This window comes from Burkholderia sp. BCC1208, from assembly GCF_902833095.1.
Classification (GTDB): domain Bacteria; phylum Pseudomonadota; class Gammaproteobacteria; order Burkholderiales; family Burkholderiaceae; genus Burkholderia.
The window spans coordinates 89,920-107,710 of record NZ_CADFDY010000007.1 but is presented as its reverse complement, the minus strand read 5'-3'; the positions used below and the strand labels follow the sequence as shown (position 1 = coordinate 107,710).

At 67.4% G+C, this 17,791-nt stretch carries 16 protein-coding genes and 1 pseudogene; 9 read left to right on the top strand and 8 right to left on the bottom strand.

Features of this window, described 5'->3' with window-relative positions; translation table 11 throughout:
- Positions 1-76: 76 nt before the first annotated feature.
- Positions 77-853 (bottom strand): SDR family oxidoreductase, encoded by a 777-nt coding sequence (locus tag HWX09_RS17840; protein WP_027780788.1) that lies wholly within the window; start codon positions 851-853, stop codon positions 77-79.
- A gap of 4 nt (positions 854-857) precedes the next feature.
- A complete protein-coding gene (locus HWX09_RS17835) occupies positions 858-1,298 on the bottom strand; it encodes a heme-binding protein (protein WP_027780787.1) in 441 nt (146 codons plus the stop codon).
- Positions 1,299-1,393: 95 nt separating this feature from the next.
- Here HWX09_RS17835 and HWX09_RS17830 point away from each other — a divergent pair, with 95 nt between their 5' ends.
- From HWX09_RS17830 to HWX09_RS17815, 4 genes are all read left to right on the top strand, one after another.
- Positions 1,394-2,308 carry a LysR family transcriptional regulator gene (locus tag HWX09_RS17830; protein WP_027780786.1) on the top strand — a complete coding sequence of 305 codons (915 nt, stop codon included), beginning with the start codon at positions 1,394-1,396 and terminating at the stop codon, positions 2,306-2,308.
- Positions 2,309-2,389: 81 nt separating this feature from the next.
- Positions 2,390-2,824 (top strand): hypothetical protein, encoded by a 435-nt coding sequence (locus HWX09_RS17825; protein WP_027780785.1) that lies wholly within the window; start codon positions 2,390-2,392, stop codon positions 2,822-2,824.
- Between the two features lie 413 nt (positions 2,825-3,237).
- Complete coding sequence (mprF, locus tag HWX09_RS17820) at positions 3,238-5,832, top strand: bifunctional lysylphosphatidylglycerol flippase/synthetase MprF (protein WP_027780784.1); 2,595 nt, start codon at positions 3,238-3,240, stop codon at positions 5,830-5,832.
- Positions 5,829-7,109: an AcvB/VirJ family lysyl-phosphatidylglycerol hydrolase gene (locus tag HWX09_RS17815; RefSeq protein WP_027780783.1), complete on the top strand. Its 1,281-nt coding sequence runs from the start codon at positions 5,829-5,831 to the stop codon at positions 7,107-7,109. Before mprF ends, HWX09_RS17815 begins: the two co-directional genes overlap by 4 nt.
- A gap of 82 nt (positions 7,110-7,191) precedes the next feature.
- On the opposite strand, the pseudogene HWX09_RS33640 reads toward HWX09_RS17815, so the two are convergent.
- The 4 genes and pseudogenes from HWX09_RS33640 to uxuA all read right to left on the bottom strand — a co-directional run.
- A pseudogene (locus HWX09_RS33640) lies at positions 7,192-7,341 on the bottom strand (DUF934 domain-containing protein); the annotation flags it as partial.
- A 5-nt stretch (positions 7,342-7,346) separates the two neighbouring features.
- Positions 7,347-7,736 carry a hypothetical protein gene (locus tag HWX09_RS17810; protein WP_027780782.1) on the bottom strand — a complete coding sequence of 130 codons (390 nt, stop codon included), beginning with the start codon at positions 7,734-7,736 and terminating at the stop codon, positions 7,347-7,349.
- Positions 7,737-8,054: 318 nt separating this feature from the next.
- Positions 8,055-9,365 carry an MFS transporter gene (locus HWX09_RS17805; protein ID WP_027780781.1) on the bottom strand — a complete coding sequence of 437 codons (1,311 nt, stop codon included), beginning with the start codon at positions 9,363-9,365 and terminating at the stop codon, positions 8,055-8,057.
- A gap of 72 nt (positions 9,366-9,437) precedes the next feature.
- On the bottom strand, positions 9,438-10,499 hold the full coding sequence (gene uxuA, locus HWX09_RS17800) for a mannonate dehydratase (RefSeq protein ID WP_027780780.1): 1,062 nt from the start codon (positions 10,497-10,499) through the stop codon (positions 9,438-9,440).
- 264 nt (positions 10,500-10,763) lie between these two features.
- On the opposite strand from uxuA, the gene HWX09_RS17795 reads away from it, so the two are divergent.
- From HWX09_RS17795 to HWX09_RS17785, 3 genes are all read left to right on the top strand, one after another.
- On the top strand, positions 10,764-11,486 hold the full coding sequence (locus tag HWX09_RS17795; RefSeq protein ID WP_027780779.1) for a FadR/GntR family transcriptional regulator: 723 nt from the start codon (positions 10,764-10,766) through the stop codon (positions 11,484-11,486).
- Positions 11,487-11,660: 174 nt separating this feature from the next.
- Positions 11,661-12,791 (top strand): extracellular solute-binding protein, encoded by a 1,131-nt coding sequence (locus HWX09_RS17790; RefSeq protein WP_027780778.1) that lies wholly within the window; start codon positions 11,661-11,663, stop codon positions 12,789-12,791.
- Positions 12,788-14,560, top strand: a complete 1,773-nt coding sequence (locus HWX09_RS17785; protein WP_027780777.1) for a GGDEF domain-containing protein — start codon at positions 12,788-12,790, stop codon at positions 14,558-14,560. The genes HWX09_RS17790 and HWX09_RS17785 overlap by 4 nt, the downstream gene beginning before the upstream one ends.
- A gap of 74 nt (positions 14,561-14,634) precedes the next feature.
- On the opposite strand, the gene HWX09_RS17780 is transcribed toward HWX09_RS17785, so the two are convergent.
- A complete protein-coding gene (locus tag HWX09_RS17780) occupies positions 14,635-14,934 on the bottom strand; it encodes a DUF4148 domain-containing protein (RefSeq protein ID WP_027780776.1) in 300 nt (99 codons plus the stop codon).
- Between the two features lie 274 nt (positions 14,935-15,208).
- Positions 15,209-15,481 (bottom strand): hypothetical protein, encoded by a 273-nt coding sequence (locus tag HWX09_RS17775; protein ID WP_027780775.1) that lies wholly within the window; start codon positions 15,479-15,481, stop codon positions 15,209-15,211.
- A 619-nt stretch (positions 15,482-16,100) separates the two neighbouring features.
- On the opposite strand from HWX09_RS17775, the gene HWX09_RS17770 reads away from it, so the two are divergent.
- Together HWX09_RS17770 and HWX09_RS17765 are read left to right on the top strand one after the other, a co-directional pair.
- Positions 16,101-16,997 carry a LysR family transcriptional regulator gene (locus HWX09_RS17770; protein WP_027780774.1) on the top strand — a complete coding sequence of 299 codons (897 nt, stop codon included), beginning with the start codon at positions 16,101-16,103 and terminating at the stop codon, positions 16,995-16,997.
- 118 nt (positions 16,998-17,115) lie between these two features.
- A complete protein-coding gene (locus HWX09_RS17765) occupies positions 17,116-17,748 on the top strand; it encodes a LysE family translocator (protein ID WP_027780773.1) in 633 nt (210 codons plus the stop codon).
- Positions 17,749-17,791: the final 43 nt, after the last annotated feature.

The window sequence follows — 17,791 nt, the reverse complement described above, 5'->3', positions numbered from 1 at the left end:
ACGCTGCGTGTGGTGTGGCGTGATCGGCGGCTGGCGTGGTGCCTCTGCGTGAACCGCCTGCCGCCGCCGGTTTGCCTTACTGCTGGCGATCCCACGCATGCGCCTGCTCGGCGCGGACGAATGCCTCTGCCGACCGCGGCAGCAGGTTGCGGAACACGCCGCCGTCGCCGTCGATCACGTCCACCATCTTCGCGATCATTTCCTCCGGATCGTGTTGTTCGAGCGGGAAGCTCAGCTTTTCCGGCGTCACGGTGTGAACGGCCGGATCGCGCCAGCGTTGCGGCGTCTCCATCATCCGGTCGTTGAAGCCGGTGCTGTACGGGCCGGGATTCACGACGGCGACGCGGATGCCGTGCGGCGCCAGTTCGGCATGCATCGCCTCGGCGATCGATTCGACCGCATGTTTCGACGCACAGTACGCACCCGTGAACGGGCCGGTGATCAACCCGGCAATCGACGACACGAACACGATCTTGCCGTGGCGACGCGCGAGCATGCCGCGCGCGATCTGTTGCGTGAGCTCGAGCGGCCCCAGCACGTTGACGTCGAACAGTTCGCGCACGATCTCGATCGGCAGGTCGACGAGCGCGCCGGCTTCGCCGACGCCGGCGTTGTTGACGAGCACGTCGACCTCGACATCGGCCGCGCGGGCCCGGTCATACGCGGACGTGACGTCGAGCTTGACGACGCGCAGCGTCGCGCCGCGTCGGGCGGCGGCGCTCGTCACGACGTCGATCTCGGCGGCGGCGCGGACGCCGGCCGTCACGTCGTGGCCGCGTTCGGCGAGCCGAAGCGCGACTTCGAGGCCGAAGCCCGAGCCCGCGCCGGTGATGAGGATGCGTTTTTGTGCCATGTGCCTACTCCTTGCGGTTGAGTGTTGCCAGGAAATGATCGCTGCAGGCTCGCGCGATCGCTTCATCTTGTTCGACGCTGCCACCCGACACGCCGATCGCGCCGACGCAGCGCCAGTCGCCGTCGATGAGCGGCTCGCCGCCGCCGAACGTGACGAGCCCGCCGTGACTGTGCTCGATGCCGCGCAACGGCCCGTCCACGCCGGACATCGCGCCCAGCGACGCGGTCGACGCGCGAAAGCGGATCGCCGTCAGCGCCTTGCGCTGCGCGAGGTCGATCGCGCCGAGAAAGCAGTCGTCGGTGCGCGCGAATGCGAGCAGGTTGGCGCCGGCGTCGACGATCGCGATGGCGACACCCGCGATCTGCCATGCGGCGGCATGCGCGAGTCCTGCGTCGATCGTGCGTTGGGCGGCTGCAAGCGGCAGTGCGGTGCTGAACGGGTTCATGCGGGGCTCCGATTGGACGACAGGGCCAGTTTAGGCAGTCCGGTTATATGGGAGAATCGCCATTCCGCTCGAAAGAGTTTCAAGTTTTTCTAATAATGAGCCGACGCGATCCGATGGCCGGGCTGCACGTTTTCATGAGTGTCGCGACGTCCGGCAACTTCACCCGGGCGGCCGCCGCGCTCGGCCTGACGCCCGCCGCCGTCAGCCTTGCGATCGGGCAACTCGAAGGCGAACTGAACGTCAAGCTGTTCAACCGGAGCACGCGCGGCGTGAGCCTGACGGAAGCGGGGCAGCGCTATTGGCGGCAGACGGAGCCCGCGTACCGGCAAGTCGTGCAGGTGCGGGAAGAACTGAAGGACGCACGCAGCGAGCCGAGCGGCCTGCTGCGCATCACGGCGCTGCCGCTGGCGCGCACGCTCGTGATCGCGCCGATGCTGGCGGAATTCCGCCGCCGCTACCCGAAGGTCCGGCTCGAGATCCATTACGAGAACGAACTCGTCGATATCGCGAAGGACGGATTCGATGCGGGGATTCGTCTTGCCGACCGGCTCCAGCCGGGCATGATCGGCGTGCGAATCGCCCCCGCGTTGTCGTGCGCGCTCGTCGCGTCGCCGGACTACCTGGCGCGGCACGGCACGCCGGAGGCGGTGGCGGATCTCGGCGATCATCCATGTATCCGCTTCCGCTTTTCGGAAAGCGGGCGCCTGCACAAGTGGCTGCTGCGCGATGGGCGCCGCGACGTCGATCTCGATCCCGACGGCGCATTCGTGACCAACGACGCGGATGCGGTGATCGACGCGGCGCGCGCGGGCATCGGCATTGCATTCGCGTTCATGCGCGAGCGGATCGAGCAGGATCTGCGCGACGGGACGCTCGTCGAGGTGTTGCCCGGCGCGTGCCGGACGCTGCCGCCGATGTGGCTGTATTACGTGAATCGCAAGCATGTACCGGCCAAGCTGCGGGCATTCATCGATCTGCTGCGCGAGCGCGAAGGCGCGGACGCGGCGTAATCGTATCGGCGTGGCTCACTGCAGCAATGGATCCGGCGGTGCATGATGACGGCTCCAGCCACGAAGCCATGGAGTCGCGTGATGACCGTATTCCCGCATGTTCCGATTCGAACGCTCGTGATTGCCGCAACGTTGGCGGCGGCCGCGATCTCCGGCGCGCCGGCCGTCGGTCAGACGTCGACGGTGCCGGCCGGTTCGGCTGTCGCCACGCCCGACAACGCGGTACTGCTGACCGTCTTCCTGAAACACGACGAATCGCGCCCGCTCGCGGAGCTGAATGCGCAGCTTGCAAAGCAGGGGTTCTACAAGGCGTTTCCGCCGCCGGGTGTCGAGGTGGTGAGCTGGACCGTGACGATGGGGATCGGGCAGATCGTCGTGCTGCGACTGCCGGCGTCGCGGCTACGCGAGGTCAATCGCGTGCTCGAGGATACGGCGTGGGGTGTGTACCGGACGGAGTTCTATCCGACTTACGACTACAAGGCGATCGGGTTGGGGGAGCATGAGCGGGCGAAGTAAGGGAGGCAGGATGTTTCCGCGCTGGCGCGGACGTCCGAATTAATCCGCCCCCATTCCGGTAAAGCCTCGCGACGCGACGCGTTCGTCCTCGCGGGGCAGAGCCCATCCGGCAGATTCTTCCCAAATGGACGACAAGTCATTCATCCGATGAAAAAACCGCCCCGGTTCCCGGTATGATGCGCACCTTGCGTTCGTAGGACGCACTGTCTCTTTATGCGTTTTGATGTGCGAGAAACCACAAATCCGCACAAAGCCGACGTGAAAGATTCTGTAATATTAATTCCGTATACTCGTAAGTTCTGATCCAGGCGCTCCGAGCCCGTCTTCGGCCGGCGCCCACGCAGAACAACCAGATACGTCGCCGCCCGGCCATCCCGCGCCGCGACACGCTATGCACCACCACTGAACAACCTATGTCTTCCCGCCACCCTGGGTCGCCGGGCCGTGCCGCGGCGGCGATCGCCCGTACCCGGGCGCTGATCCGCAACGAGCGCGTGCTGTCGCCGCTGCTCGCGCTCGGCATCGGCCTGCTGCTGATCGTGGTTTTCCAGCATCTGTCGGAATCCGTCGACTACCGGTCGGTGATCCGCCAGTTGCGTCACCTGTCCGTCGGCGAGTGGGGCGCGGCGCTGGCCGCGACGGCCCTCAGCTATCTCGCGCTCGTCGCCCGCGATGCGGTCGGCCTGCGCTATGTCGCGGCCAAGGTGCCGCGCGTCGCGCTGTGGATCGGCGCGATCGCCGGTTCCGCACTCGGCAATGCGACCGGCTTCGGCGCGTTGACGGGCGGTGCGGTGCGCGCTCGCGTGTACGGCGTGTCGGGCGTCACGCCTGCCCAGATCGGCCGGATGACGGTGTTTACGAGCGGCACGCTGGCGCTCGCGATGGTGCTGATGACGGCGGTCGGCATGGTCTGCGTGCCGGAGGCGCTCGCGGCGATGCTGCACGTCGCGCCCGGCGTGCTCACGTGGACGGGCGCTGCACTGCTCGTCGCGCTCGCCGCGCTGGTCGTGCTGTGCGGCAACACCGCGCGCCCGGTCGTCACGCGCTTCAAATGGCTGTCGTTCGACGTGCCGGCGCGGCGCGACCTCGTCGCGCAGGTCGTCTACGCGGTGCTCGACGTCGTTGCCGCGGGCCTGACGCTGTGGGTATTGCTGCCGGCGGCGCCCGTCGGCTTCCCGACCTTCATTACCGTTTACGCGGCCGCCTTGCTGCTCGGGATGATCGGCCATACGCCGGGCGGGATCGGCGTGTTCGAAGCGGCGATGGTCTTCACGCTCGGCCGCGAAGTGCCCGCGCACGCGATGGTCGCCGCGCTGATCGCCTATCGCGCGATCTATTTCGGCGTGCCGCTCGTGCTGTCGGCCGGCCTGCTGGCCGGGTTCGAGGGCCGCGCGCTGCGGCGCCGGCTCGTGACGCGGCAGGCCGTGCGCGTGTCGCAGCTCGCGCCGGTGTTCCTGAGCCTCGTGACGTTCGCGGTCGGCGGGATGCTGGTGATCTCGAGCGCGACGCCCGCGTTCTGGCACCGGATCGCGATCCTGCGCCACATCGTGCCGCTGTGGGTGCTCGAAGGCTCGCAGGTGATCTGCAGCGTGCTCGGCGTCGCGCTGCTGTTCGTTGCGCGCGGGCTGCTGCGCCGGCTCGACGGCGCCTGGTGGATGACCTTCGCATTGACGCTCGCGAGCCTCGCGCTGTCGCTGGCCAAGGGCCTCGCGTTCGTCGAGGCCGGTGTGCTCGGGACGCTGCTCGTGCTGCTGCTCGTCAGCCGTCGCCGGTTCAACCGTCATTCGTCGCTGCTCGCCGAGCGCTTCACGGTGAGCTGGTTCGTGTCGGTGGCGATGGTGCTGATGCTGGCCGTGTGGGTGCTGTTCTTCGCGTTCCGCGACGTGCCTTACACGCGCGAGCTGTGGTCGCATTTCTCGTTCGATGCCCGCGCGCCGCGGGCGCTGCGCGCGACGCTCGCGTCCGGCGTGTTCGTCGCGCTGTTCGCGCTGTGGCAATTGCTGCGTCCGGCGCCCGGTCGTTTCGTGAAGCCGGCGGAGCAGGACCTGGTCGACGCGGAGCAGATCATCCGCGCGCAGGAGTGCAGCGACGCGGGCCTGGCGCTGATGGGCGACAAGTCGTTCCTGTTCTCCGAGTCGCGCCGCGCGTTCCTGATGTACGCGAAGAACGGCCGCACGTGGGCCGCACTGCACGACCCGGTCGGGCCGCGTGAAGAGTGGCCGGCGCTGATCAGCAAGTTCATCGCGCTCGCGCATGCGCACAGCGGCCGCGCGGCGTTCTACCAGGTGCGCGCGAACGCGCTGCCGCTGTATCTCGACGCAGGGCTCACGCTGATGAAGCTGGGCGAGGAAGCGCACATCGCGCTCGATCAGTTCGATCTGAAAGGATCGAACCGCTCGCACCTGCGCTACGCGCTGCGCCGCGGCGACAAGGATGCGCTGGCGGTCGAGGTGATCGCGCCGGACGACGTGCCGGCCGCGTTGCCGGCGCTGCGCGGCATCTCCGACGGTTGGCTCGACAGCCGCGATGCGCGCGAGAAGAGTTTCTCGGTGGCCGCGTTCCACGACGGCTATCTCGCGACGCAGTCGGTGATGCTGGTGAGGCAGGCCGACAAGCCGATCGCGTTCGTCACGTTCATGACGACCGACCTCAACACCGAGGCGACGGTCGGCGTGATGCGCCATCTGCCGGAGGCATCGCCGTACGCGATGGAGTACCTGTTTACGCAGCTCGCGCTGCATCTGAAGGAAGCGGGGTTCCGCAAGCTGAGCCTGGGCATCGCACCGTTCTCGGGGATGGGGGCGGCGAAGATGCCGTCGCCGTTCCACCGGCTCGGCCTGATGGTCTGGCGCTTCGGCGGCCGCTTCTACAACTTCCGCGGCTTGCGCGCTTTCAAGAGCAAGTTCGAACCGCACTGGGAGCCGCGTTATCTCGCGGCCTCGGGCTCGGTCGGCGTGTTCGTCACGCTTGCGGATCTGTCATTGCTGGCTGGAGGTCGGCGTTCATGATGTTGAAGAAGGTAATCGCGCGGGCGGCAGCCGCCTGCGCGGGAATGATGCTGGCCGGCGCCGCGGGCGCCGCGCAGCCGGCCGCCGTGAAAGCCGAAACCGTGTCCGGCGGCCGCTACGGACCCGTGACCGTGACCAAGCCGAGCGGGCCGCTGCGCGGGTTCGTCGTGCTGTTCTCGCGTGAGGCCGGCTGGCATGCCGCCGATCAGCAGGCGGCCGACGCGCTCGCGAAAGCCGGTGCGATGACGGTCGGCGTCGGCTCCGGGCGTTACGCCGCGAACCTCGCCGCGAAGCAGGAGACCTGCCATCACCTCGACGGCGACGCCGAGGCGGTCAGCCATCAGCTCGAACGTCTCGCGCAGTCGTCGCGCTATTTCACGCCGATCGTCGCGGGCGTGGGCCAGGGCGGCGCGATCGCGAAGCAGATCCTGTCGATGGCGCCGGAGAACACGATCGCCGGCGTCGTCGCGGTGGGGCCGGCCGCGAAGCTCGATCCGCGCTTCAAGCCGTGCCCGCCCGATCCGACGATCGTGCGCCGCGCGATGCCGGGTTTCGTCGAAACGGCTGCCGCGGGCGATACCGCGAAGCTCGTGTCGCTCGTCACGTCGCACTTGCGCGACACCAGCAGCAGCGACGAGCTCGACGTGTCGGACCTGCCGCTCGTCGAGCTGCCGGCCAAGGGCGGCAGCGACCGGCTCGCGATCGTGATCTCTGGCGACGGCGGCTGGCGCGATCTCGACAAGACGATCGCCGAGGCGCTGCAGCGCGACGGCGTGTCGGTGGTCGGCATCGACAGCCTGCGTTATTTCTGGAGCGAGAAGCCGCCCGCGCAGGTGAGTCGCGATCTTGCCCGCGTGATGCGCACCTACATGGCGCGCTGGCATGCGAGCCGCGTGGCGCTGGTTGGCTACTCGTTCGGCGCCGATGTGATGCCGTTCGCGTACAACCGGCTGCCAACGGACCTGCGCGACAAGGTCGCGGTGATGTCGCTGCTCGGCTTCGCGCCGTCGGCCGATTTCCAGATCCGCGTGACGGGCTGGCTCGGCATGCCCGCGAGCGACAACGCGCTGAAGGTCGCGCCGGAAATCGCGAAGGTGCCGCCGCAACTCGTGCAGTGCTTCTATGGCGCGGAAGAGAAGGACACGATGTGCCCGGCGCTGGCGAACACAGGCGCCGACGTGATCAGGACGGAGGGTGATCATCACTTCGGCCGCGATTACATCGCGCTCGAGAAGAAGATCCTCGGCGCATTCGGCAAGCCGGCAGCGGCGCACTAACCGCCGGCAGCGCCCGCGTGACGGCCGGGCGCCGGCCGGTTTGCTTCCGGTCATCGTACGGGCGGCCAGCGAACCGCCCGTTTCATTTTCCTGCCTGCGCTGCCGCGTCCTGCGGCGACATGGTCGTTCTCGCATCGCGCTGATGGAAACCCGGAAACCGGTCGAGCTGCCGTCATGCGGTCGCAAGCTCGGCATCGTCGCCGAACATCGCGCTTGAACATCCCGTGCGTTCCGCGGTCACGCGTCGACGACGAGCGCCGGATCGAGCGCGCGAATGCGCTGGTCGATGAAGTAGCCGCCGCCTTCCTGGTAGCGCAGGAACAGGCGGCCGCACGCGCGGCAGCGGCCGACGGTGCAGCGGTTGTACGGGAAATGGCGCAGCGCGATCGGCGCGTCGTCCGACGCGTAGCGCGTGCCGGCCGGATGATGTTCCGCGTAGGTCGGCTCCGCGTCGCCCGGCGGCGCGAGCGTGGCCACTTCGAGCAGCTGCGTGTCCGGCAGCGACAGCGGCAGGGTCGTCCAGCCGGCGAGCGATGTCTTCGTGCACGTGCACGGCTGCGTGACGTGCGCCGCTTCGGCCGTCAGTTTCAGCAGCGCGTCGTGATCGAGGTAAGGCAGTGGGCTCATGGGCAATCGTGAAAAGGCGGGGAGTCCTGCAATGTAACCCGCGTGCCGATCGGCTGCATGGCCGTGATGCAGCCGGCGCAGCGCGCTCGTCGTGCGATTCGGCCGGCCTGGCGGACCGACGGCTGCGCGACCAGTTCGCCGAGCACGCGGATCGCGCGTTCGATGTCGCGGCTCCACGGATGGCCGAAGTTCAAGCGCACGCAGTGTTCGAAGCCGCACGCGAGCCGAGGCGGCGCCGCGCCGGCGGGCGCGGCTCATTGTCCGATTCGCGGCCCCAAAAGGAAAGCGCCGGTGTTTCGGCCGCGCCGTCCCGCTGCGTCAGGCCGCGTTCGGCTCGACGTTCCGCCCGTTGCTGCCGCGCCGCAGCGGCGGCAACGGCTCGACCTTGCCGACGATGAACAGGTACGATAGCGCGCCGACCACGCACAGCGCGCCCGCCACCGCGAGCGGCACGACGAACGAGCCTTTCGTGATCGACAGCATCACGCCGGTGAAGGTCGTGATGAAGATCCCCGCGAGATTGCCCGCGAAGTTCTGGATGCCGCCGAGCGATGCGACGTGCGCAGGCGTCGGCGCGACTTCGCCGACGAGCGTCCATACGTTGGCACCGGCGAACGACAGGCTGGCATACGCGAGCGCGAACAGGCCGAGGCAGGCCCACACGCTTTCGACGAACGCGGACAGCGCGATCGACGACGACAGCAGCATGCCGAGCACGAGGCAGGTCTTGCGCGCGGCGGTGGCGCTCCAGCCGCGGCGGAACAGGCTGTCCGACACGTAGCCGCCGAGCCAGCCGCCGGGAATCGCGAGCAGCGCGGGCAGCATGCCCCACGTGCCGAGCGACGCGAGCGAGAAGCCGCGCGACTGCAACAGGTAGCTCGGGAACCACGTGATGAAGAAGTAGATCGCGAAGTTCAGGCAGAACAGGCCAATCATCATGCCCCACACGGTGCGGTAGCGGAACAGGTCGAGCCACGACACCTTCGGGCTGTCGGTTGCGGACGCAACCGTCGCTGCGCCGCGTTGCGCGAGCAGCGCATCGACGGCGTCCGGCGCGATCGCGCGATAGCGTTCCGGGTCGCGATAGACGAACCACCATGCCAGCGCCCACACGATGCCGATGCCGCCCGTGATCACGAACGACCCGCGCCAGCCGACGATCGAGATCAGCCACGCGACGAGCGGCAGCGACAGCGCGGAGCCGACGCGCGAGCCGCTGTCGAAGATGCTGCTGGCCAGGCCGCGCTCGCTGCGCGGAAACCAGTTGAACGCGACCTTCGCGAACGAGGGGATCGCGGCCGCTTCGCCGACGCCGAGCATCAGCCGCACGCCGACGAGTTGCGCGAGGCCGCGCGCGGCGCCCGTCGCGACGGTAAACACCGACCACCAGCCGACGGCCAGCGCGAGGCTCACGCGCACGCCGACCTTGTCGATGAACCAGCCGGCCGGCAATTGCAGGAACGCATAGGTCCAGAAGAACGCGCTCAGCACGAGCCCCATGCCGACCGCGTCGAGGCCGAGGTCGGCACGGATGCTGGGCGCAGCGATCGCGAGGTTCGCGCGGTCGATGAAGTTGATGACGTTGGCCAGGAAGCACATCAGGATCATGGCCCATCGGATGCGTGGCATGCAGGTGTCTCCGCGCGGAATATCGTGGCGGGCGACCGGCGATCCGCTGCGCCGGCCGCCTCGAAGGGCGAATTACCGCGACGCTTGCGGCGCGTGATCGAACTTCGCCAGCGCTTCCCACAGGCCGTTCAGGTAGACCGCGCCGAGCGCGCGGTCGTAAAGGCCATAGCCGGGCTTGCCCGTCTCGCCCCAGATCATGCGGCCATGGTCGGGGCGCACGTAGCCGGTGAAGCCGGTGTCGTGATACGCCTTCACGATCGCTGCGATGTCGAGCGAGCCGCAGCTCGACAGGTGCGCGGTTTCCTCGAAATCGCCGTTCGCGTCGACCTTCACGTTGCGGATGTGCGCGAAATGGATCCGGCCCATCGCGCCGAATTCGCGCACGAGCGCTTCGACATCGTTCTCGGGGCCCGCGCCGAGCGAGCCCGAGCACAGCGTCAGCCCGTTCGCGGGCGAGTCGACGATGCGCACGATCCGCGCGAGATCGTCGCGGTTCTTCACGATGCGCGGCAGCCCGAAGATCGGGCGCGGCGGATCGTCGGGATGGATCGCCATCTTCACGCCGGCTTCCTCGGCGACCGGAATGATGGCCTTCAGGAAGTATTCGAGGTTGGCCCAGAGCGCGTTCTCGTCGATATCGCGGTAATCGGCGAGCAGCGCCTGCAACTGTTCGGGCCGGTAGCTCGAATCCCAGCCGGGCAGTGCGATCCCGTCGTTCGGATCGATCCGGTCGACCGCGTCGGTGCTGAATGCGAGGCAGGTCGACCCGTCGTCGAGCGTCTTCGACAGCTCGGTGCGCGTCCAGTCGAACACGGGCATGAAGTTGTAGCAGACGACGCGGATGCCGGCCGCGCCGAGATGGCGGATCGTCTGCCGGTAGTGGTCGATCAGGCGGTCGCGGGTCGGCTTGCCGAGCTTGATGTCCTCGTGCACGGGCACCGATTCGACGACGTCGAACTGCAGGCCCGCGCGCTCGATCGTCGCCTTCAGCGCGTCGATCTTGTGCACGGGCCAGACCTCGCCCACCGGCTCGTCGTAGATCGCGGACACGATATGCGTGACGCCGGGAATCTGGCGGATGTATTGCAGCGAGACCGGATCGGACTCGCCGTACCAACGGAAAGACATCTTCACTGGAGCGGCTCCTGGCTGGCGGTTCATGCGGTGGACGACCGGGCGGCGGCGTGCCGGCCCGTCATCGGTGTGGGGGATTATGATTGGTATGCCAATTGTGCGGGATAGTGGTTTACCAGTTGTTGAGGGGGAACGATGGTCAGCGTGACATTCGAGGAAACGGCTGGTCGGGCTCGCCGGCAGGCCGCACCGGCTTCGGACCAAATTGGTGTACCATTTCGGCGATCCGGCGCCGCAGCGGCGCAGCCTGTTGCGAGCCTTTCGATGACCGATCTTTCCAGCCTGTCCGCCAGCCGCGACACCGATGCCGCGGACCGCTCCTATATCGGCCTTGCGCGGCAGATTCACGCGATGGTGGCCGCCGGCGCGTTCGAAGCCGGCGCACGGCTGCCGTCGGAGCGCAGCCTGGCCGACCAGTTCGGCGTGAGCCGCACGCAGGTGCGCGAGGCGATCATCGCGCTCGAGGTACAGGGGATCGTCGAGGTGCGGATCGGCTCGGGCATCTACGTGTCGGCGGCCGATGCCGCGCGACCGGTGACGTTCGACGTGCCGCGCGGGCCGGGGCCGATCGAGACGCTGCGCGCGCGCGGGCTGATCGAGGCGGAAATCGCGGCGCTCGCGGCGACCGAACGCAAGGATGCCGATCTCGACCGCCTGTTTTTCTCGCTGACGACGATGCGCGAGCAGATGAACGACAAGGCCGCATACGACGCGGCCGATCGCCAGTTCCACCTGCGAATCGCGGAATCGACCGGCAATACGGTGCTGCTGCACATGGTCACGGCGATGTGGGACTGCGCGCGCAGCGATCCGCTGTGGGACAAGATCGAGGAGCACTTTCACTCGACCGCGCTGCGCGAGGCGTCGCAGGAAGATCACCAGCGGATCTTCGCGGCGATCATGGCGCGCGACGCGGACGGGGCGCGCGACGCGATGCGCGCGCACCTGTCGCGCGTGATCGCCGAATTCACGCAGGCCTGGCGCTGACGGTCGTGTTCGCGTAATCGCGTATTCGCGGCCCGACGTGGACCCCTGTAATTGGGTCGCATTCAGCCGTGAGGCCAGTGAATATGCGCGATGTGCGGCTTGTTCCGATTGCGTGACCATGCGTTTTATGGTCTCGTTGCGGGATATCGCATCGACTCGAAAAAGGACAGTCGAATGCAGCCGGGCGATTCACGCGGGGTGCGATTGATCAGGGGAATCGGCGTACGCACACGCGCCCGCGGCGCCGTGCGCATGCTGCTCGTCGTATTGACGTTGGGCTTGCTTGCGCGCGCTCTGCCGGCCTTCGCCGTCTCCCCCGAAACCATCAACGACAACGTGCTGCGCGTGCTGGCCTGGCCCGGTTACGCGGACAGCGATGTCGTCAGCGCATTCGAGGCGCAGTTTCATGTGCACGTCGAGGTGACGCTCGTCGATTCCGACGAAGCGTTGTGGACGCGGATGCACAGCGCTTCGCCGCCGCCGTACGACGTGCTGGCCGCGAACACGGCCGAGATCCAGCGCTATGCGCATGAACACCTGCTCGCGCCGATCGACCTGTCGCGCATCCCGAACCGGCGGCGGCAATTACCGAATTTCCAGCAGCTCGCGACGATCGGCGGTCTCGTGCAGGGTGGCGCATCCTACGCGATCCCGTTCACGTATTCGTCGATGGGGTTGATCTACGACCGCAAGCAGGTGCCGGCCGCGCCGCACTCGATGCGCGAGCTGTGGAATCCGCGCTATCGCGGCAAGGTGCTCGACTTCAACAGCGCGCAGCACAATTTCTCGTTCACGGCGCTGGCGCTCGGCTATCCCGATCCGTTCCACCTGTCGCCCGCGCAGACGCTTGCGGTGGCCCGCAAGCTGATCGACCTGCGCCGCAACCTGCTGACGTACTACACGCTGCCTGAAGAAGCGACCGCGCTGTTCGTCCAGCATCGCGCGGCGCTGATGTTCGGCAACTACGGCACGCAGCAGGTCGAGCAGTTGCGTCGCGCCGGCGCGGACGTCGGCTACGTGATCCCGGACGAAGGCGCGCTCGCGTGGCTCGATTGCTGGGCCGTCACGCGCGGCGCGCTCCGTCCCGAGCTTGCATTCGCGTGGATCGACTACATGCTCGAACCGGCGATCGGCGCGCTGCTCACCGAGCGTCAGGGCCTCGCGAACACGCTCGAACCGCCGCGCGGCCTGGATACCGGGCACCAGCATCTCGTGTGGATTCAGCCCGTGGAGGACATCGCGCGCCGCGAGTCGCTGTGGAGCCGTATCGTGTCGGGCGATCGGCCGGAGCGATTCGAAAAATGATCCGGCTCGGGCTCACGTCGAAGCTGTCGGTGCTGTTCGCGTGCATCGGCGTGATCGCGTCCGGCACGACCGGCTACTACGCATATCGCGCCAACCGCGCGATGCTCGTGCAGGAAGCGGAGCACAGTCTGCTGATGTCGACGCAACTGCTCGGGCAGCGCTTCACGACCGCGCTCGCCGATGTTGCCGACGATGTGCTCGTGCTCGCGCAGTTGCCGTCGTCCGCGTTCGTCGCGGGCGGCGACCATCCGGACAGCGCGCGACGCATGCGGCTCGAGCAGGTGTATTACAGCTTCATGAGAAATCATGCCGAATATCTGCAGATCCGCCTGATCGCGAGCGGGCATTTCGGGATTGAACGCATTCGCCTCGACCGCGATGCGCGCGGCATCGTCGTGCTTCCCGAAAGCGTGTTTCAGGAGAAAGGGCAGTTCTCCTACGTATTCGATACGCTCGCGACGGCGCCCGGCCATATCTACCTGTCGCCGATCGCGATCGATCACGAGACGGGATCGCATGCGGCGGAAGGGCTGCCGATCCTGCGCGTGGGGACGCCGGTGGTCGACGCATCGGGCGAGACGGTCGGCGCGCTCGTCGTCGACGTCGAACTCTCTCGGGTGTTCGACCGTCTCGAACGCGATCTGCCGGACGACTATGCGGTCTATCTCGCGAACGAGTGGGGCGATTTTCTCGTGCATCCCGATCCGCAGCAGACGTTCGGCTTCGATCGCGGCCGGCGCGTGCTGATGCAGGATCGCTTTGCCGTCACGCGTGCGCTGTTCGACAGCGGGCGCACGAACGTGACGCTCAATGGCCTCGCGCAGCCCGACGAGGCGCCGGGCCAGATGTTCGCGTTCGTGCGCACGCCGTTCGGGCACGACGAGGGCAACCGCTTCGTCGTGCTCGGGATGGCCCGCCCGCTGGCGGACGTGCTCGTGCCGGCCGGCATGCTGGGCGAACGGATCGTCAGGATGGTGCTCGTATCGAGCGTGCTGGCGGTGATCCTCGCGATCCTGTTCGCGCGTGCGATCACGCGACCGCTGCAGACGCTCGCGCGCGCCGCGACGCATGTGTTCGACGATCAGGCCGCCGAACGGCTGCCCGTTGCGCGGGCCGACGAGATCGGCGTGCTCGCGCGCTGTTTCGACAGCATGCGCGTCGAGATCCGCACGCAGATGGCGATGTTGCGCGCGAAGCAGCTGGAGCTGACCCACCTCGCCGGTCACGACCCGCTGACCGGCCTGCCGAACCGCCTGCTGTTCATGGAGCATCTCGATGCCGCGATCCGGCATGCGGCTGCGGTGCGCGAGGGGCTGGCGGTGATGTTCGTCGATCTCGACCGCTTCAAGCAGATCAACGACCAGCACGGGCACTCGGCCGGGGACCGCACGCTCGTCACGGTCGCGAAGCGGTTGAGCCAGGTGCTGCGCAACGGCGACATGGTGGCACGGCTCGGCGGCGACGAATTCGTCGTGCTGATTTCGGACGTGCGTTCACCGGCGGTGATCGGCGATGTCGCGACGCGCATCCAGATCGTGATGGCCGAGGAACTGGAAGTCGACGAAGGGCGCATGGCCGTCGGCGCGAGCATCGGCGTCAGCGAGTTTCCGGCGGATGGCGCGTCGGCCGAAGAGTTGCTCGTCAAGGCCGACGCGGCGATGTACGCGGCGAAGGCGTCCGCGCAGTGCGTGTGCGTGCGCTATCAGGATCTGGTCCGCGGCGGCGGGCCTGACGAGACGGGCCGCGTCGCGTCGGGCGGCAATCGCTGACGACACGCCGGAACGCAACGAGCCCGTCGCGGGACGGGCTCGTTGCGTGGGCGGACTGCACGCGCGCGGCGCGCTTAGTGGCCGAAGTAGACCGAGTCGCGCGGGTTGTGTGCGCGGACGGCCGGTGCGCCGCCCTCGACGGCCGCGGCCGGTTGCGAACCGATGCCGCTGTTGTCGTTGCCGTGCACGCGGGCTTCCGCGGCCTCGAGGTCGGCCGGATAGTGCGGGCTCGACTGGCTGGGCTTGTAACCGGCGTTCTCGAGCTGGACCAGTTCATTGCGCACCTGGGCGCGGGTCACGGTGCTTTGCGCGAATGCGCCGAACGAGGCGGACAGTGCGACGGCGGCGGCGACTGCGGAAACGAGCGATTTCATGATGACCTCCGATGTTTATTGGCTTTCCGCGTTCGACACCTTGTCGTCAGCGGTTGATTACATCGTAGGTGTCGGTTCGCCTAGGGTAAACGTGGGTTTTAGTGAAAGATCGTTGCGCTGAAGGTAATAATTTCGGCGCGACCGCGTACTGTCCCCATGCTGTATTGCGGGGATGGCAGGCAATGGCAGAAGAATGAGGGGCGGGATGTCGCGCACGGGCAGGTGCCCGGCCGGGGAGGACCGGCGAACATCTCGTTCGCGGCGGAATCGCGGACTAGGAGTTGCCGGACCCGACCCCGTCGTCGTCGATTTCCTTGCGCTCGCGGCGTTCCTCGTTGCCGCGGCGCGCGCGCAGGCGCTGGCGCGACAGGACGGCGATCACCTGCTGGGTCGGCGCGCCGGACGGCAGCTCGTTGCGAATGCGATCGGGGACCATCGGCAGGCCCGCGCGCTGCCGGCGCAGCGCCTTGGCGATTGCCCGGCGGCATTCGTCGCCATGGCAATCCCATTCATCGCGGATTCTCTGACAATAACGGCATTGTTCCATCCGAATAGTCTAACGCGTCTTCGGAAATGGAGCAGGACGTGGCGTCGGACGTATTGCGCGAGGGCGGCAGAGGCGGCCGGCGGTTCGGGGCGCGGGCGACGGCAGACTGAATCGGACTGCGAATCAAGTGAGCCGGAACGCTTCGCTGCCACTACGGTTTCCCGTCCTTCTCCATACGGATTCCTTGCGCGCGGACGGAGCCGGCGCGCGTCATCGGAGCGACCAGATACCCCAGATCGCGATCAACAGGCCAAGGCCCAATCCGCAGCCCAGCAACACATAGGTTTCCATTTCGTGCCTCTGAAAGCATGGCAACGCCGACATCGACAATCGGCGTAGTGGCGGCAAAGCAGGTTCCGTATCGTCCGTGCTGTCGGTCGACACGATATGCCGGTCTGCGAATACTACGCGTTGCAGCTTTCAGAACGCATGCGCGATCGGTCGCATGCAGCATGCCGGCGGTTCGATCGTGCATCGTGCCCGAGCGTTGCGCGGAACATTCGGTGCGTGCGTGACGAGGTACGCATGTCGGCTGCGTGCCCGTCGCATCGGTTCAATATAATTCAAGTGAATCGTGCGCTTCATGCGCAGTATGCATGCCACCGAACAAGGAAACCCGATGACGCTTGCCCAGTTGCAGGCCCTGGCTGCCGTGGTCGAACTCGGCTCGCTGACGGCCGCGGCAGACCGGCTCAGCCGCAGTCAATCCGCGATCAGCCATGCGCTGACGGAGCTGGAGGACATCACGCAGGTCAAGCTGCTCTGGCGCGACCGGCAGCCGGTCGTTCTGACGGCGGCCGGCGAACGCCTGTGGCCGTATGTCCAGAGCGTGGTGCGGGAAGCGCAGATGCTGCGCCAGCAGTTCAGCCTGTCGCGCGGCAAGCTCGAAGGGAAGCTGGTGGTTGCGTCGCTGCCGAGCGTGTCGCTGGCGTTCGTCGTTCCCGCGCTCGAGGCATTGAAGGAGATGCACCCCGGCGTATCCGCGGTGCTGCTCGAAGGTACGGACAACGAAGTCGAAGGGTGGATCGCCGACGGGACGGCCGATGTCGGCGTGGTGGCCGGCACCAAGACCTTCGCACACAACCTGCCGCTGCTCGACGAGGATTTCGTCGCGGTGGCGGCCGGCGACATGTTCGCCGACCGCAAGAGCGTATCGGCCAAGCAGTTGGCCACGGCGCCGTTCATCTTCTCGAAGGCGGGATGCGGGCCGGTGATCGCGGATTACTTCGCACGCGGCGGCGCGCCGCTTCGGGCCGCGTTCAACGTGGTCGAGATGCGCACGATCCTGTCGATGGCGGAGGCCGGCATGGGCGTATCGATCGTGCCGCGCATCACGCTCACGTACACGCCGTTCGGCGGCCGCGTGCTCGCACTGTCGCCGCGACTGCATCGCTCCGTGCGACTGGCATGGAATACCGCCGGCAACGCGGTTACCGAGGAGTTCGTGCGGCTCGTCGACGCGCAGCGTGCGAAGGCCGAAAAGGCGATCCGGACGCGCGCGAAAAAGAGCAGGTAGCGACCGGCTGGCACGATGAACGGCGCTCATGGGCCACTTGCAGTTTATTCATGCCGACGATGGACCAGATGCAATATATTGTTCGGACCTCGTTATCGTTACCCTGAAGGAGTGTGCCGTGCCGGCCCTGCCCACCCTGTTTGCGTTCGGACTCGTGTCGCTCGGCATGGTGCTGACGCCCGGACCGAACATGATCTATCTGGTTTCGCGCTCGATCTGCCAGGGCCGCCGCGCCGGGCTGGTGTCGCTCGGCGGTGTCGCACTCGGATTCGTGTTCTACATGGTGTGCGCGGCGGTAGGCATCACCGCGCTGCTGATGACCGTGCCGTATGCGTACGATGCGCTGCGTTTTGCCGGCGCGCTCTATCTGGCGTACCTGGCGTGGCAGGCGCTGAAGCCGGGCGGGCGCTCCGCGTTCCAGGTCCGGCAGTTGCCGCACGACAGCCGCGTCAGGCTGTTCGCGATGGGCTTCGTCACGAACCTCGCGAACCCGAAGATCGCGGTGATGTATCTGTCGTTGCTGCCGCAGTTCATCGTGCCGGGGCACGGCAGCGTGCTCGCGCAATCGCTGGCGCTCGGCTGCGTGCAGATCGCGGTGAGCGTCAGCGTCAACGCGCTGATTGCCTGCGCGGCCGGTTCGATCGCGGGTTTTCTCGCGGGGCGACCGCTCTGGGCGACGGTTCAGCGCTGGCTGATGGGGACGGTGCTGGCCGGGCTGGCCATGCGGATCGCGCTGGAATCGCAACATTAGTGCGCGGCGGCCGACGCTGCGGCGCATGGCCGGCCGCGATCCG